We start from the raw sequence: 15,220 nt of genomic DNA, 5'->3' as shown, positions 1-15,220 counted from the left end.
GCTCCCCTCCATGAAGAAGGGCCCGGAAACCGTATGGTCGCCGGGCCCTTCCGATGTGCTGCCAAACAGCCGCGCGAGTGTCGCGCTGGGGGGTCATAGCGCCTCCAGGCGCTCCACGATGGCGGCGATCTGGTCTTCGGGGGTGGAGGCGCCGGCGGTGACGCCCACGCTTTCGCAGCCGGCGAACCAGGCGGGGTCGAGCTCGTCGGGAGCTTCCACATGGTGGGTGCGGGCGCACGACAGCGCGCAGATGTCGGCGAGCCGCGTGGTGTTCGACGAGTTGCGGCCGCCGATGACCACGATGGCGTCCACCTCGTCGGCGAGCGCCGCGGCCGATTCCTGGCGCTGGCGCGTGGCGAAGCAGATGGTGTTCTTCACGTCCGCCTCGATGCCGCGCTCCGCGAGCGCCGCCACCACGGCGTCGAGCGCCTCGCGCGTCTGGGTCGTCTGCACGACGATGCCCACGGGCGCCTCGAGCGACGCGGGCAGGTCGTCGGGCTCGGCGACCACCACCACGTGGCCGCCCGCCTCGCGCGCGTGCGCGACGAGGCCCTCCACCTCGGGATGCCCCGCCTCGCCCACCACGACGACGCGGCCGCAGCGACGCGCGAGCTCGGCCGCGGCCTTCTGCGCGCGAGCGACGTGCGGGCACGTGGCGTCGATGAGGGGCAGGCCCCGCGCTTCCACGGCGCGCCGCACCGCCGGCGTCACGCCGTGGCTGCGGATGATCACCGAACCCCGCTCCACGTTCTCGGGGCCCTCCACGGCGCGGATGCCGCGCTCGGCAAGCTCGGCCACCACCTGGGGATTGTGAATGAGCGGGCCGAGCGTCGAGGCGCCCTGCCCGCTTTCGCTCGCCTTGACGGCCATGTCGAGCGCGCGCTGCACGCCGTAGCACGCGCCCGCGAACTCGGCCTTCACCACCCTCATGCGGCCTCCTCCGCCGAAGCGGCTGCCGCCTTCGCGGCCTTCGCTGCGGCCTTCGCGTCGAGGTCGGCCACGATCTCGGCCGTGGTGTGCGCGGGAATGGGATGCTCGGCGAACACGGCCGTGAAGTCCTTGCCGCCGGGGAACAGCGCCGGCATGTCCACCTGCTCGCGCGGCAGGTACAGCGACAGCGCGAAGCACTCGCGCATGGCGTACCACGTGCACGCGTCGATGCGGTCCTCCTTCGGCAGGAAGTCGAAGTCGCTCACGAGCAGCGGATCGCCGTACTCGATGGTGATCTTCGGGAAGCGGAAGAACTTGCCCTTCTGCTTCACGTACTCGGCGTTGCGCACGGTCATGGGCAGGATGGGCGCGTGGCCCATCTTCGCGATGAACGCGGCACCGGAGTGGATTTCGGGCGTCCGGTCGCTCTTGCCGCGACGGGTTCCCTCGGGCATGATGCCCACGATCTCGTTGTTCTTGAGCATGCGCGTGGCACGCTTGATGGCGGTGCGGTCGGCGGCGTCGCGCTTGATGGGGAACGCCCCCACGCGCGACAGCACCTGCCCCACGAGGCCGTGCGCGTTGCCGAACAGGCTCTCGCGGCCGAGAAAGCGCACCCACTGCGAGGGGCGCCCGGCCAAGTACATGAAGGCCACGTCGAGAAACGAGGTGTGGTTGCCCACGACGAGCACGCCGCTCTTGTCCTTGAATCCGCGCAGGCTCTCGCGATGGTCGACCCGGTAGCGGAAGCAGATCTTGAAGACGAAGGCCAGAAAGCCCCAGATGAGATTGCCGGCCCAGTGCGGAACCTGCTTCTCGTCGGACGTGCCGCCGAGCGGCATGTCCCACATCTTCTCGTACGGGAGGAACAGGCTCATTTGCAGGTTCCTTCGGTTCCGGACACGACGCCCTTCTCGCGGGCGAGCGCGACGATGTCGTCGATGACTTCCTCGATGTAGCGGCCGGTGGAATCCATGCGCACGGCGTCGTCGGCGGGACGCAGCGGCGATGTGGCGCGCGACGAGTCCTGATCGTCGCGGCGGCGGATGTCGGTGAGCACCTCGTCGTAGTCGATGGAGCCCACGCCGCGGTCGACGTTCTGACGCACGCGGCGGTGCGCGCGCTCCTCGGCCGACGCGGTGAGGAACACCTTGACGGGCGATTCGGGGAACACGGTGGTGCCGATGTCGCGGCCCTCCACCACGTAGTCGCCCGCGCGCCCGATGCGCTGCTGCTGCTCGACGAGCGCGGCGCGCACGGAGGGAGCGGCGGACACGGGGCTCACCGCGCGGTCGATCTCGGCCGTGCGGATGGCGTCGGTGACGTCGGCACCGCCGATGGACACGCGGCGCGGGACGGGGTCGCCCGCGACGTGCCCGAAGGCGATGTCGTGCGTGCGCGCGAGCTCGCCGAGCGCCGCGTCGTCGTCGAACGGCACGCCGTCCTGGATCGCCTGCCAGGCGATGGCGCGGTACATCGCGCCGGTGTCCAGGCAGGAGAAGTCGAGTTCACGGGCGACGGCCTTTGCAACCGTCGACTTGCCGGCCCCGCTCGGGCCGTCGATGGCGATGATCATCGTGCCAACCTTTCGATATCGGTGAGGAACTGCGGATAGCTGATCTTGACGGAGTCGAAGTTCTCCACTTCGACGGGCGTGGAGCCGCACAGGCCGGCGAGCGCCCACGTCATGGCGAGGCGGTGGTCGTTCTTCGAGTCGAACGTCGCGCCGGCGGGCACCTGGAGGCCGGGCTGGCCTTCCACGAACAGGTCGTTGCCGTCGATCCACGCGTCCACGCCGAGGGTCTCAAGCCCTTCGACGATGGCGGCAAGGCGGTCGGTTTCCTTCACGCGCAACTCACTGACCTCGCGAAACACAGTCACGCCGCGGGCGTGGGCCGCCACGAGCGCCAGCACGGGCACCTCGTCGACGAGCGTGGCGATCTTGTCGGCCGGCACTTCGCAGCCGTGGAGCGCGGGCGTATGGCACGCCGAGATGATACCGTAGGGCTCCTTGCCCGCCGCGCCCGTGTGCCGTACGCTGATGTCGGCGCCCATGCGCTCGAGCGTGCGCGTGAAGCCGATGCGCGCGGTGTTCAGGCTGACGTTCTCCACCTGGATGGAGCTGCCGGGCTTGAGCACGGCCGCGCACACGAGGAAGGCCGCCGAGGACGGATCGCCCGGCACCTGCACCTCGCAGGCTCCGAGCTGCGCCGGGCCCGTCACGCTTGCCGTGCGGTCGGCCGCCGTGGTGGTGACGCCGAATTCGGGCAGCATGAGCTCGGTATGGTTGCGCGACGGCGACGGCTCGTTGAGGGTCGTCGTGCCGCGCGCGTACACGCCGGCCAGCAGCACCGCGGTTTTGAGCTGGGCCGACGCCATGGGCGCATCGTAGGTGATGGCGCGCAGGCTCGGCGAGCCGCACACGGTGAGCGGCAGCGTCTCGCGTCCCTCGGGCTCGAAGCGCACGCCCATCTTCATGAGCGGCGCCGTGATGCGGCGCATGGGACGGCGCTGCAGCGACTCGTCGCCCGTGAGCTCCACCTGGAGGTTCCAGGGCGCGAGCACGCCCATGAGCAGGCGCACCGTGGTGCCCGAGTTGCCGCAGTCGATGGCGCCGTCGGGCTGCACGGGGCCGGCGCTTCCCCACCCCGTGATGCCGCCGGCAAGGCTGCCGTCGGGCTGCTTCTCCATCGACACCTGCGCGCCCAGCTGGCTGACCGCCTTGATGGACGAGCGCACGTCTTCGGAATCGAGCACGCCCGCCAGGCGCGACGTGCCCTCGGCCATGGCCGCGAACAGCACGGCGCGGTGGGAGATGGACTTGTCGCCCGGAACCGTGGCCGCCCCGCGCAGGGGCGCCGGCAGCGGGTTGACGACGGTGGCGTTGGCTTCATCATGCGACATGGGTGTGCTCCTTTGCCGTCAGGGGGCTGAATGATACCGAGAATCCCGCGTTGATGAGCTGGGCGGACAGCTGACCGATATCGCCTTCGTCGGTGAGGACGAGGCTGAGCACGGCGCTGTCCTCGGTGACGTGGTCGATCTCGATGGATTGGATGTTGCAGCCCACCGAGCTGGTGACGGTGGTCACCTCGGCCACGACGCCGGGGCGGTCCTCCATGGGGATGCGCACTTCCAACAGGCGCTCCGTCGAGGGCACCCAGGCGGCCGGCAGCGCGCGTCGCGCCGCGGCGGCCTCGGCCAACAGCGCGGTGAGCGCGGCGCGGTCGTCGGCGTCGAGCGCGTCGGCGAACGAGGCGATGATGCCCTGCATCTCGGAGAGCCCGCAGGCGAGGGCCTCCTTGTTGTCGAAGGCGATGCCGCACCACAGCTCGGGCGAGCCCGCGGCGATGCGCGTGGAGTCCTTGAACCCGCCGGCGGCCAGGCGCATGAGCGCCTGCTGATCGTCGGCATGGCGGCTTGCCAGCTGCACGAGCGACGAGGCCACGATGTGCGGCACGTGGCTGACCACGGCCACCGCTTCGTCATGGTCTTCGCGCGGCAGGGCGATGACGCGGGCGCCGAGCGAGGTGACCAGCTCGTGCAGCCGGGGGAAGTGCTCGGCGGGCGTGTCGGCGTCGGGGCAGAGTATCCAATGCGCGCCCTTGAACAGGTCGGGGCGGGCGCCCTCGAGACCGTTCTTCTCCGAGCCGGCCATGGGGTGGCCCGGCACGAAGTTCTCGGGGTGCGGCAGGATCGACTCCGCAAGCGCGACGATGCGCGCCTTCGTCGAAGCCGTGTCGGTGACGATGCCGCGGTAGTCCCACCGCGCAAGGTCTTCGAAGTACGGCGCCACCACGCCCACGGGAGTGGCCAGCACCACGAGGTCGCAGCCCTGCACGACGAAGCGCTCGAACGCGGGATCGTCGGGCAGCGCGGCGGCGGTCGCCCAGTCGCGGGCGAGGGCCTCGGTCAGCGTATGCTCGTCGATATCGACGGCCAGCACCTGCGTGTCGGGATAGGCGGCGCGCACGGAGGCGGCGAACGATGCGCCGACAAGGCCGAAACCGACGACCGCGATACGGTGAAACGCCTGCTCAGGTTGCGCTGCTTGCCTGTGTGCCATGGAACGGGAACGCCTTTCTTGCGAGGGGTCGTTTTCTTCGTGCGCTCAGACCCGCGAAGCGGGCCCCTGCGCGTTTCATTCTAGCATTATTTGCTGCTGCCGATAGCCTTATGGAGCGCCGCCACCTCATCGGCATCGAGCACGCGCCACGATCCGCGCGGAAGGTCGCCCAGCTCGAGCGGACCGAAGGAATCGCGATGCAGGGCGAGCACGGGGTGCCCGATGGCGGCCAGCATGCGCTTCACCTGGCGCTTGCGGCCCTCGCGGATGCCCACTCGCACGATGGCGCGCTCGAGAGCGCGGCCCTCGCACACCGCGGCGTACTCCCTCGACGAACGCGGAGGCACGGCGGCGGGGATGTCCAGCAGGCGCGCGGCCTGGCGCGCGGGGCCGCCTTCGACGATGCGCACGTCCGCCGGCTGCGCAGGCCCGTCGTCCAGCTCGATGCCGCGGCGCAGCAGCGCCAGCTCGCGCTCGGTCGGCGTGCCCTCCACGCAGGCCAGGTAGCGCTTCGTCACGTGGTGCTTGGGATGGAGCAGCCCGTTGCCCAACTCGCCGTCGGTGGAGAACAGCAGCAGCCCCGTGGTGTCGTAGTCGAGGCGGCCGATGGGGAACAGTCCGGGATAGCGCTCCGTCGGCACGAGCTCGGCCACGGTGGGACGCCCCTGCGGGTCGGACATGGTGGTGACGAAGCCGGCAGGCTTGTGCAGCATGAGGGTGATCGGGCCGTCGGCCAGGCGCACCACCGCGCCGTCCACCGCCACCTCGTCCACGAGCGGGTCCACCTTGCTGCCCAGCTCGGTGACCACCTCCCCGTTCACCGTGACGCGCCCCGCCGTCATGAGGTTCTCCGACCCCCGCCGGCTGGCCGCCCCCGCCCGCGCAAGGAACTTCTGCAACCGCATGGGGACGACAAGCTCGTCAGCAGACGACATGAGGCGCCTCCACGTCCCTACTCATCGTCGGTCTCGAAGGTCAGCTTGTCGAAGTCGATCTTCTCCACGAGGCCGAAGCCGCTGGCCATAGCCTCGGCGAGCATCTGCTGGGCGGCGTCGGAGGCGGCTTCTTCGCGAGGGCTTTCCACGGCCATCACCGACACGTCGTCGTCGAGCTCGAACTGCACGCCGTCGAGCGCGTCGGCCGGCTCGTCGTCGAGACGGGCGTCCTCGGCGATGTACACCTCGTCGCGCGTGGCGCTCAGGCGCTCGCGGATGAACGCGCGCGTGTCGTCGTCGGGCGCGAACTGGTCGAGGTCGGGCAGGTCGGCGGTCGAGCGCAGGCCGAACTTCTCGAGGAAGGCGCGCGTCGTGGCGTAGAGCGTGGGGTTGCCGGGCGCGTCGGCCACGCCCGCCTCGCGCACGAGGCCCTTCTCCACGAGCGAGTTGATGGAGCTGTCGGAGTTCACGCCGCGCACCGAGGCCACGCCCGAGCGCGTGACGGGCTGCAGGTACGCCACGATGGCGAGCGTCTCCATGGCCGCCTGCGAGAGCTTGCGCGTGTCCCACGACAGCACGTAGCGCTCGATGAGCTCGTGGTACGCCGGGTGCGAGTACAGGCGCCATCCGCCGGCCACCTCGCGCAGCTGGATGCCTCGGTTCTCGCCTTCCAGCTGGCCGCGCAGCTCCACGAGCGCGCGCTCCACCTCGCCCGGCTCCACCTCCAGCATGTCGGCCAGCGCGATGGTGCCCACCGGCTCGTCCGTGACGAACAGCATGGCCTCGATCGCGCCCTTGAGCTGGTTTTCCTGCAAGCCTTGGAACATGGCCCTACCCTTCCTCCACCGAGGTGAGCGAGTCGTCGCCCGTGAGCACGAGCTCCCCCGACCCTTCGATGTAGCGTATGTCGATGTCGCCGAACAGCTCGGCCTGTTCGATGGTCACCATGGCGCGCTTGTACAGCTCGAGCACGGCGAGGAACGTCACGACCACCACCGGCGTGGGTGTGCGCTCGTCGACGAGTTCCGAGAAGCGCAGCGTCTTCTTGTTCTGGATGCGCTGATGGATGGCGCGCACGTGCACCTCCACCGGGATGGGCTTCGCGGCGATGTGCTCGGATTCCAGCAGGAACACGTCGCGGCGCGCGAAGGCGCGGGCGGCCAGCAGCGCGAGGCCGTCGAGCGTGACGTCCTTGAGGTAGTCGGGCATGAGGTTCAAGAAGCACGCGTCGGGGCCGAAGGGGCGCGGATGCATGCGGCCCTCGGACACGAAGCGCATGTGCAGCGCGCTCGCGGCGTTCTTGTACTGCTTGTACGCGAGCAGGCGCTCCACGAGGATGTCGCGCGCCTCGCTCGGCGCAAGCTCCTCGAACTCGTCCTCCACCGCATCGCGCTCGCGCGGCAGCAGGCTCTCGGCCTTGATCTCGAGCAGCGTGGACGCCACGAGCAGAAAGTCGCTCGCCACGTCCAAATCGAGGTTGTCCATACGCGACACTTCGGCCAGGTACTGGTCGGCGATCTGCGTGATGGAGATGGCCCCGATATCCACCTTCTGGCGGCTGACCAGGTACAGCAAGAGGTCGAACGGCCCCTCGAAGCTGTCTATGCGAACCTTGTACGACACGGACGCGCCTCTTCTACCCGCCGAACGAGAACAGCAGGTCGAACACGTTGCCGGCCGTCGCGTCCAAGTAGATGCCGATGGGGTTGAAGTGCAGCACGTAGGGAACGGCGATCACCGCGATCATGAAGATGGGGAACGCGTAGCGCTGCACCTTGTAGTACTGCGGCAGGTACTTCTGCGGCAGGAAGAACGCGAAGATGGACGAGCCGTCGAGCGGCGGGATGGGCAGCAGGTTGAAGAACATGAGGTACAGGTTGATGAGCGAGAACATGGGCAGGAACAACGTGAGGAAGTAGTAGAAGATGTCGTTCTGCGCAAGCTGCTGCACGGGAAGGACGAGCATGATGAGCGTGTACACGACCGCGCCCAGGATGGCCAGCACGAGGTTGGCGGCGGGGCCGGCGAGGCCCACGATGAGATCGCCCTTGCGCGGGTCCTTGAAGTAGGCCGGGTTGTACGGCACCGGCTTCGCGTAGCCGAACACGGGCATGTTCATGGCCATGAGCAACAACGGCATGATGACGGTGCCGAAGGGGTCGATGTGCTTGAGCGGGTTGAACGACAACCGCCCCGCGCGCTTCGCCGTGGGGTCGCCCAGGCGGTAGGCGGCGAAGCCGTGGCAGGCCTCGTGGCATACGATGGCCGGAACGAAGCTCAGGATGGAGCATATGAGGTAGGGCAATGATATGGAAGACATAATGCTGATCAGTCTACCGCAACCCCGCCCCCGTTCGACGCGCCGGCAGGAAATTTCACAAGTGACCGACGCTTCGCCGCCGAAGATCGTTTCGCTACCGCTCGCATCGGGGGCGGCCCGCCGCGCGAGGACCTCCGGCCTTTCGCCGTCGGAGGCATCGGCGGCGCGCGGGGGCGCATGGTACGCTGCGCAACGGAACCAACCCGATCAACCGGCTTGAAAAGGAGTTGTCACATGTCTGACGCACGTCCCCATTCCGTACTCGAGAACCAGGTCGCCGTCATCACCGGAGGCGGGTCCGGCATCGGCAAGAGCATCGTCCAGCGCTTCCTCGAAGCCGGGGCGAGCTGCTTGGCCGCCGACCTCAACGAGGACAGCCTGAACGCGCTCAAGGACGAGTTCGCCGCGTACGGCGACAAGCTCGACGTGATGAAGGTGGACGTCTCGAACCGCGCGGCCGTGGAGGACATGGTCGACCATGCCGTCGGCACGTTCGGAAAGATGGACATCATCGTGAACAACGCCGGCATCATGGACAACCTGCTGCCCATCGCCGAGATGGACGACGACGTGTGGGAGCGTCTCATGAAGGTGAACCTGAACAGCGTCATGTACGGCACGCGCAAGGCCGTGCGCTATTTCCTCGAGCGCGGCGAAGGCGGCGTCATCATCAACACGGCGTCGCTGTCGGGTTTGTGCGCCGGGCGCGGCGGCTGCGCCTACACGGCCTCGAAGTTCGCCGTGGTGGGCCTCACGAAGAACGTCGCGTTCATGTACGCCGACACCGGCATCCGCTGCAACGCCATCTGCCCGGGCAACACCCAGACGAACATCGGCGTGGGCATGCGGCAGCCGAGCGAGCGCGGCATGGCGAAGGCCACGACCGGCTACGCGGGTGCCACCCGCTCCGGCACCCCGGAGGAAATCTCCGCCGCCGCCCTGTTCCTCGCATCCGACCAGGCCGGCTTCATCAACGGCGAAACCCTCACGATAGACGGCGGCTGGAGCGCGTACTAGGAAGGGCAGGCGCACTCGAGGGCTTCCGTGCTCCTCCGCCCATGGCTTCCTCCTACTCCATGGCGCGCGGGAAGACATGCGAAAAGGCGCGCCCACGGCGCGCCTTTTTCGTTAACCTGCGAGACGTCCCAACGGCGCGGAAGAGCTCAACAACTCACATCTCCCCCGCCGCGCCACAGGAAATGGAATATCCCCTTACCCGTTCTCCCTCTCGAACTCCTGCATGAACTTCACGAGGGCTTCGACGCCTTCGCGGGGCATGGCGTTGTAGATGCTGGCGCGCATGCCGCCGACACTGCGGTGGCCCTTGATGCTCTCGATGCCCGCCTTCTTCGCCTCGGCGACGAACTTCGCGTCCAGCTCGTCGGAGCCGGTGACGAACGGCACATTCATGATGGAGCGGTCCTCTGTGCGGGCCGTTCCCTTGAACAACTTCGACCGATCGAGGAAGTCGTAGAGCAGCTGGGCTTTCTCCACGTTGCGCTGCTGCATGGCCTCGAGGCCTCCCTGAGCCTTGAGCCACTTGAACACCTTGCCGCACATATAGATGCCGTACGCGGGAGGGGTGTTGTACAGGCTCTTCGCGTCGACGTGCGTGTCGTAGCGCAGCATCGTTGGCGTGCCGGGCAGCGGCTCGTCGGTAACGAGGTCGTCGCGGATGATGACGATGGTCACGCCGGCCGGTCCGACGTTCTTCTGCACGCCGCCGTAGATGAGGCCGTATTTCGACACGTCCATGGGCTCGGAGAGGAAGCACGACGACACGTCGGCAACGAGCGGCTTGCCGTTCGTGTCGGGCAGCTCGTGGTACACCGTGCCGTAGATGGTCTCGTTCTGGCAGATGTAGACGTAGTCGGCGTCGTCGGACAGCTCGAGGGCGTGCACGTCGGGCACGTAGCTGAAGTTCTCGTCCGCGCTCGAGGCCACGCAGCGGGCGTCGCCGAACAGCTTCGCCTCCTGATACGCCTTCTTCGACCAGGAACCGCTCACGACGTAGTCGGCCACCTTGTTCTTCATGAGGTTCATCGGGATCATCGCGAACTGCGTGGACGCGCCGCCCTGCAGGAACAGCACGCGGTAGTTGTCGGGGATGCTCAGAAGGTCGCGGATATCCTGCTCGGCCGCTTCCATGATGGCGGCGAACGGCTTGGATCGATGGCTCATCTCCATGACCGACATGCCGGAGCCCTCGTAATCGAGCATCTCGTCGGCGGCTTCGCGCAGCACCTCCTCGGGCAGCACCGCGGGACCGGCGGAGAAGTTGTACACTCGAGCCATAGAAACGACCTCCTTGATAGGCACGCAGATAATGTTCTCAAGTATACCGCGATTCCCCCGCGCCAACCGCTTTATCCCGCTAAAGCGGCGAAACGGGACGCCGGGCGGTCACCGGGCACATCTTCGCTCGGAAACCACGCCTCACGCCACGTAGCGTGTTTTCCGAGCGAAGATGCGGTGCGTCACGTGCGCGCGGGCGTCCTACCCCAGCTCCGGCCAGCCTTGCTGGCGGAGGGCCTCGTAGGCGGCGACGGCCACGGCGTTGCTCAGGTTGAGGCTGCGCAGGCCGTCGCGCATGGGGATGCGCACGCAGCGCGCGGCGTGTGCCTCGATGAGGTCGCCGTCGAGGCCGCGGCTCTCGCGGCCGAACACGAGGAAGGCACCCTCGCCGTACGAGACGTCCGCGAACGAGCGCGCGGCATGGCCGGTGAACAGGTGCAGCTCGTCGGCGGCGTGCGCTTCGAAGAACGCGGCGGCGCAGGGCCAGCGCACGATGTCCACCTCGTCCCAGTAGTCGCACCCGGCGCGCGCGAGCTGCTTCTGCGTCAGGCGGAAGCCCATGGGCTCCACAAGATGCAGGCGCGCGCCCGTGCAGGCGCAGGTGCGCGCGATGTTGCCGGTGTTCTGCGGGATCTCCGGCTCCACGAGCACGATGTTGAGCGGCTCGCTCACAGCGCTTCCGCCTGCTTTGCCATCTCCTCTTCCAGCTCTTCGGTGAGCATGAACCACTCCTCCTCGGCCGCCGACAGGCGCTGCTTGAGCTTCGTGTGCTCGGCCACCGCGTCGGAGCTGGCGTCCTCGTTCACGTAGAAGTCGGGGTCGGCCATGAGCTCAAGCAGCTCCGCCATACGGGCGTTGTCGCGCTCCATCTGACGGTCGAGCTCGGCGATGCGCTTGCGGTGGTTCTTGAGGGCCGCGTAGGCGCGGTTGCGCGCCTCGGCCTCGCGGCGCTTCTGCTCCTTGGTTTTCGGCGCGCTCGCGCGCGGCGCGGTGAGGTCGACGGTGGCGTCCTGCTCCGTTTCGGCCGCGCCGCGATCCTTGCGGTTCACGTGCACGACGGTCTTCGACCCGCCGGCCTTCGCGCTCCCCTTCGCCGCGTCCTTCCCGCTCGCCTTCGGCGTCTCGTCCAGCATCTCGTCGACGAGCGACGGGCTCATGGGGCCTTCCGCATCGAGCTGCCCGCTCTTGAACAGGTAGTAGTCGTAGTCGCCGTCGTAGTTCGTCGCCTTGCCGGGCTCGATCTCCACGATGCGGTTCGCCACGCCGCGGATGAGGTGCCGGTCGTGCGTGATGAACAGGATGGTGCCCTCGAACACCTTGAGCGCCTGCTCGAGGATGTCGGCGCTCGCTATGTCGAGGTGGTTCGTGGGCTCGTCGAGGCACAAAAGCGGGCGCGGCGCCACGAGCATCTTCGCCAGCGCGAGACGGCTCTTCTCGCCGCCGGACAGCACGCTCACCTTCTTGTCCACCGCGTCGCCCGTGAACAGGAACGCGCCCAGCAGCGTGCGCACCTGCGAGATGCTCCAACCCGGGGCCACGTGGTCGAGCTCCTCGAACACGGTGTTGCCGGGGTGCAGCTCTTCGAGCTGATGCTGCGCGTAGTAGGTCTTCGACACGTGCACGCCGTAGTCGATGGTGCCGGCGTCGGGCTCGATGGCGCCCGCGATCATCTTGAGCAGCGTGGACTTACCCGCGCCGTTCGGCCCGACGAGGGCTATCTTGTCGCCGCGGTACATGGTGAAGTCGAAGCCGTCGTACACCTTCTTGTCGCCGTAGCGCTTCACGAGGCCGCGGGCCTTCACCACTTCGTCGCCCGTGCGCGGCGGCTGCTTGAAGTTGAACTTGACGGTTTTCTTCTCCTCGGGAAGCTCGATGCGCTTGATCTTCTCGAGCTTCTTCACGCGATCCTGCACCTGCTTGGACTTCGTGGCCTTGTAGCGGAACTTCTCGATGAACGCCTCCATGTGGGCGATCTCCTCGGCCTGCCTCGCCGCTTCGGCGCGCAGGCGCTCGAGGCGCTCCTCGCGCGTCTTGAGGTAGGCGGAGTAGTTGCCCTTGTACAGGTTCACCTGGCCGTTGTCCACTTCGGCCACGCGGTCCACCATGTTGTCCATGAACGCGCGGTCGTGGCTGACCACGATGACGGTGCCGGCGTAGCCGCGCAGAAAGCCCTCGAGCCACTTCACGCTTTCGAGGTCGAGGTGGTTGGTGGGCTCGTCGAGCAGGAGCACTTCGGGGTTGCGGATGAGCAGCTTCGCCAGCGCGATGCGCATCTGCCAGCCGCCGGAGAACTCGGTGGTGGAGCGTGCGAGGTCGTCCTCCTTGAAGCCCAGGCCGAACAGCACGCTGCGCACCTTCGCCTCGATGGTGTAGCCGCCCAGCACCTCGTAGGCGTCGCGGGCGCGCCCGGCGGCGGCCAGCTGCTGCTCGGTGGGATTCTCGCCCAACTCGTGCTCGAGCTTGTGGAGGCGACGCTCGGCTTCGAGCACTTCCACCTGCGACGACATGACCTCCTCGAAGATGGGCTGGTCGGCCATCTCGATGGCCTCCTGCTCGAGGTAGCCCACGCGCGCGCCCTTCGCGAACAGCACGCGGCCCTCGTCGGCGTCCTCGGCCCCCGAGATGATGTTGAGCATGGTGGTTTTGCCGGCGCCGTTCGGGCCGACGAGCGCCAGGCGCTCGTACTCTTCGAGACGGAACGTCACGTCGTGGAAGAGCTGGCGTCCCCCGAACGACTTGGATATATGTTCGAGCTGCATGATCATGATGCGTGCGTGCTTTCTGCTTGCGTGCGGTTTCGCTGAGGGCTGCGCCCGCCTGGGGCACAGCCCTCATATGATAGCGGAAGAAGCCGCCTCCTGCGAAGCGGCTTCCCCATTTCCCCGGCAATTCCCGAAAGCAACGCGCACGCGCGTCGGTCGCCGCCGCGCGCCGGCTCTCTCTTACGCTTCCACGCCCATGCGGTACGTCTCGTCCATCGCCGGGCTGCCCGCGATGGCGCCCTTCTCCCATGCGTCCACGCCGCACACGACGCCGCGCACCACCGCGCCCGGCAGGCAGTCGGTGAAGCCGCGCAGGCCCTCGAAGGTGCGCTCCATGAGCTCCTCGTCGGGGTCCGCCATGGCCGCGATGAAGTAGAACTCCTTGTCGGCGAGCTCGGTATAGCGCGCCACCGTACGGTCGATGAGCGCCTTGAGCTGCGCGTCCATCGAGTAGAAGTACACGGGCGTGGCCAGCACGATCACATCGGCCTCCGCCATCTTGTCCAGCACCTCGGCGGCGTCGTCGCGCTGCACGCAGGCGCCCTCGTGCGTGCGGCAGTAGTCGCATGCACGGCAGAACCCGATCTCCTTCTCGCGCAGGAACACCTCGTCCGCCACGTTGCCCGCTTTAAGCGCGCCTTCGATGAAGCGTTCCGCCAGCAGGTCGGAGTTGCCGTTCTTGCGCGGACTCGCCGCTATCGCCAAAATCCGTTTCGTCATGTGCCGTTCCTCTCGTCTTGATCGTCTGACGGGATTCATCCTATTCCTTCGAGTCAACTCTAAGTCAAGAGGTCGTATGAACCAATTTCGCCGCATGCCGACGCGCTTGACTTGGAGTGCACTCCATGTGCTTCAATAGGCGTACACGATGCGTACGAGGAAAGGGACGTGCATGAAAATCGCCGAAGTGAGTAAGGAATACGGTCTGTCCGCCGATACCCTGCGCTACTACGAGCGCATCGGCCTGCTGCCGAACGTCACGCGCACGGCAAGCGGCATCCGCGACTACAGCGAGCAGGATTGCGCCCGCGTGCAGTTCGTGAAATGCATGCGGGCGGCAAGCGTGTCCATCGAGGCGCTCATCGAGTACATGGCGCTCATGGACGAGGACGACGCGACGCTCGAGGCCCGCAAGGCCCTGCTCGAGGAGCAGCGCGAACTCGTGCGGGGGCGCATCGCCGAGATGCAGGCCGGCCTCGACCGCCTCGACTACAAGATAGACAACTACGAGCAGACCATCCGCCAATGCGAGCGGCAGCTGCGCGGCGAGTCGTAGCGCCGCCCCCTCCCGCAGCCCCGCATCCTCATGCGAGGCCCCCGAACTAAGAAGCCCCCGAAACCGCGGAGGGTTCGGGGGCTTCGGCACGTCGGCCCGTCGGGCCGCGCGCAATCGATCCTCGGCGTCGCTTAGAGCGCGCGCACCTGGGTCGCCTGGTTCTTGCCGTTCGCGCCGGACGCGATCACGAATTCGACTTCGGCGTTCTCATCGAGGCTCTTGTAGCCGTCGCCCTGAATCTCGCTGAAATGGACGAACAGATCTTCGCCGTTCTCCTGGGAGATGAAGCCGTAGCCTTTTTCGGAGTTGAACCACTTAACGGTACCCTTAGACATGCAAAACCTTACTTCCTACCCCGCAGGGCAAATGCTGACGACGCGCGGCATAACCGGCGCTGTCGATGAATATGCGGCCTCTGCCGCTTGAAAGAGTGTACGCGATGCACGGCGTCAATCGGAGGGCAGGGCGATATTCGATGACCGCACACATGATCGATACAAAAAAGGAGGCCAGACGTTGGTCTGGCCTCCTTCAAGTTTCTGGCTCCCCGGGTAGGATTCGAACCTACAACCCTCCGGTTAACAGCCGGATGCTCTGCCGTTGAGCTACCGAGGAATGGGCGCCCTTGATTGCGCA

General features: G+C 67.3%; 16 protein-coding genes and 1 tRNA gene. 2 read left to right on the top strand and 15 right to left on the bottom strand.

Translation table 11 applies throughout. The features are described 5' to 3' along the window. Positions 1-93: 93 nt before the first annotated feature. The 9 genes from ispH to C1876_RS05045 all read right to left on the bottom strand — a co-directional run bounded on the left by ispH (position 94) and on the right by C1876_RS05045 (position 8,251). A complete protein-coding gene (gene ispH / locus C1876_RS05085) occupies positions 94-930 on the bottom strand; it encodes a 4-hydroxy-3-methylbut-2-enyl diphosphate reductase (RefSeq protein ID WP_114545637.1) in 837 nt (278 codons plus the stop codon). Continuing rightward, positions 927-1,808, bottom strand: coding sequence for a lysophospholipid acyltransferase family protein (locus tag C1876_RS05080; protein ID WP_114545636.1), 882 nt, complete (start codon positions 1,806-1,808; stop codon positions 927-929). Before C1876_RS05080 ends, ispH begins: the two co-directional genes overlap by 4 nt. Further along, entirely contained in the window at positions 1,805-2,506 is a 702-nt protein-coding gene (gene cmk / locus C1876_RS05075; RefSeq protein WP_114545635.1) for a (d)CMP kinase, read from the bottom strand. Before cmk ends, C1876_RS05080 begins: the two co-directional genes overlap by 4 nt. Further along, positions 2,503-3,834 (bottom strand): 3-phosphoshikimate 1-carboxyvinyltransferase, encoded by a 1,332-nt coding sequence (gene aroA, locus C1876_RS05070; protein WP_114545634.1) that lies wholly within the window; start codon positions 3,832-3,834, stop codon positions 2,503-2,505. The genes cmk and aroA overlap by 4 nt, the downstream gene beginning before the upstream one ends. After that, on the bottom strand, positions 3,824-4,996 hold the full coding sequence (locus tag C1876_RS05065; protein ID WP_114545633.1) for a prephenate dehydrogenase/arogenate dehydrogenase family protein: 1,173 nt from the start codon (positions 4,994-4,996) through the stop codon (positions 3,824-3,826). Before C1876_RS05065 ends, aroA begins: the two co-directional genes overlap by 11 nt. 86 nt (positions 4,997-5,082) lie before the next feature. Beyond that, positions 5,083-5,931 (bottom strand): pseudouridine synthase, encoded by an 849-nt coding sequence (locus tag C1876_RS05060; RefSeq protein ID WP_114545632.1) that lies wholly within the window; start codon positions 5,929-5,931, stop codon positions 5,083-5,085. Positions 5,932-5,948: 17 nt separating this feature from the next. Beyond that, positions 5,949-6,758, bottom strand: coding sequence for an SMC-Scp complex subunit ScpB (gene scpB / locus C1876_RS05055; RefSeq protein WP_114545631.1), 810 nt, complete (start codon positions 6,756-6,758; stop codon positions 5,949-5,951). A 4-nt stretch (positions 6,759-6,762) separates the two neighbouring features. Further along, complete coding sequence (locus tag C1876_RS05050; protein WP_114545630.1) at positions 6,763-7,554, bottom strand: segregation and condensation protein A; 792 nt, start codon at positions 7,552-7,554, stop codon at positions 6,763-6,765. 13 nt (positions 7,555-7,567) lie between these two features. After that, on the bottom strand, positions 7,568-8,251 hold the full coding sequence (locus C1876_RS05045; protein WP_114545629.1) for a site-2 protease family protein: 684 nt from the start codon (positions 8,249-8,251) through the stop codon (positions 7,568-7,570). Between the two features lie 234 nt (positions 8,252-8,485). Between C1876_RS05045 and C1876_RS05040 the strand changes: the two genes are divergently transcribed. Continuing rightward, positions 8,486-9,268, top strand: coding sequence for a glucose 1-dehydrogenase (locus C1876_RS05040; protein WP_114545628.1), 783 nt, complete (start codon positions 8,486-8,488; stop codon positions 9,266-9,268). Between the two features lie 195 nt (positions 9,269-9,463). Here C1876_RS05040 and serC read toward each other — a convergent pair whose 3' ends face one another. The 4 genes from serC to C1876_RS05020 all read right to left on the bottom strand — a co-directional run bounded on the left by serC (position 9,464) and on the right by C1876_RS05020 (position 14,028). Beyond that, entirely contained in the window at positions 9,464-10,546 is a 1,083-nt protein-coding gene (serC, locus tag C1876_RS05035; protein ID WP_114545627.1) for a 3-phosphoserine/phosphohydroxythreonine transaminase, read from the bottom strand. 201 nt (positions 10,547-10,747) lie between these two features. Further along, positions 10,748-11,218: a tRNA (cytidine(34)-2'-O)-methyltransferase gene (locus C1876_RS05030; protein WP_114545626.1), complete on the bottom strand. Its 471-nt coding sequence runs from the start codon at positions 11,216-11,218 to the stop codon at positions 10,748-10,750. Continuing rightward, positions 11,215-13,311 (bottom strand): ABC-F family ATP-binding cassette domain-containing protein, encoded by a 2,097-nt coding sequence (locus C1876_RS05025; RefSeq protein ID WP_114545625.1) that lies wholly within the window; start codon positions 13,309-13,311, stop codon positions 11,215-11,217. Before C1876_RS05025 ends, C1876_RS05030 begins: the two co-directional genes overlap by 4 nt. 177 nt (positions 13,312-13,488) lie before the next feature. Continuing rightward, the gene (locus C1876_RS05020; protein ID WP_114545624.1) at positions 13,489-14,028 is read right to left on the bottom strand and encodes a flavodoxin family protein; all 540 of its coding nucleotides are present in this window, start codon (positions 14,026-14,028) and stop codon (positions 13,489-13,491) included. Positions 14,029-14,200: 172 nt separating this feature from the next. On the opposite strand from C1876_RS05020, the gene C1876_RS05015 reads away from it, so the two are divergent. After that, positions 14,201-14,584, top strand: coding sequence for a MerR family transcriptional regulator (locus C1876_RS05015; protein ID WP_114545623.1), 384 nt, complete (start codon positions 14,201-14,203; stop codon positions 14,582-14,584). Between the two features lie 131 nt (positions 14,585-14,715). Here the strand turns inward: C1876_RS05015 and C1876_RS05010 are convergent, their stop codons facing one another. Both C1876_RS05010 and C1876_RS05005 read right to left on the bottom strand, forming a co-directional pair. Continuing rightward, positions 14,716-14,919 (bottom strand): cold-shock protein, encoded by a 204-nt coding sequence (locus C1876_RS05010; RefSeq protein ID WP_114545622.1) that lies wholly within the window; start codon positions 14,917-14,919, stop codon positions 14,716-14,718. A gap of 205 nt (positions 14,920-15,124) precedes the next feature. Then, a tRNA-Asn gene (locus tag C1876_RS05005) sits at positions 15,125-15,199 on the bottom strand. Between the last annotated feature and the right edge of the window lie 21 nt (positions 15,200-15,220).

Source organism: Eggerthella sinensis (assembly GCF_003339815.1).
In the GTDB taxonomy this organism is placed as follows: domain Bacteria; phylum Actinomycetota; class Coriobacteriia; order Coriobacteriales; family Eggerthellaceae; genus Eggerthella; species Eggerthella sinensis.
The sequence above is the reverse complement of the archived record's forward strand: the minus strand, read 5'-3'. Positions and strand labels throughout refer to the sequence as shown.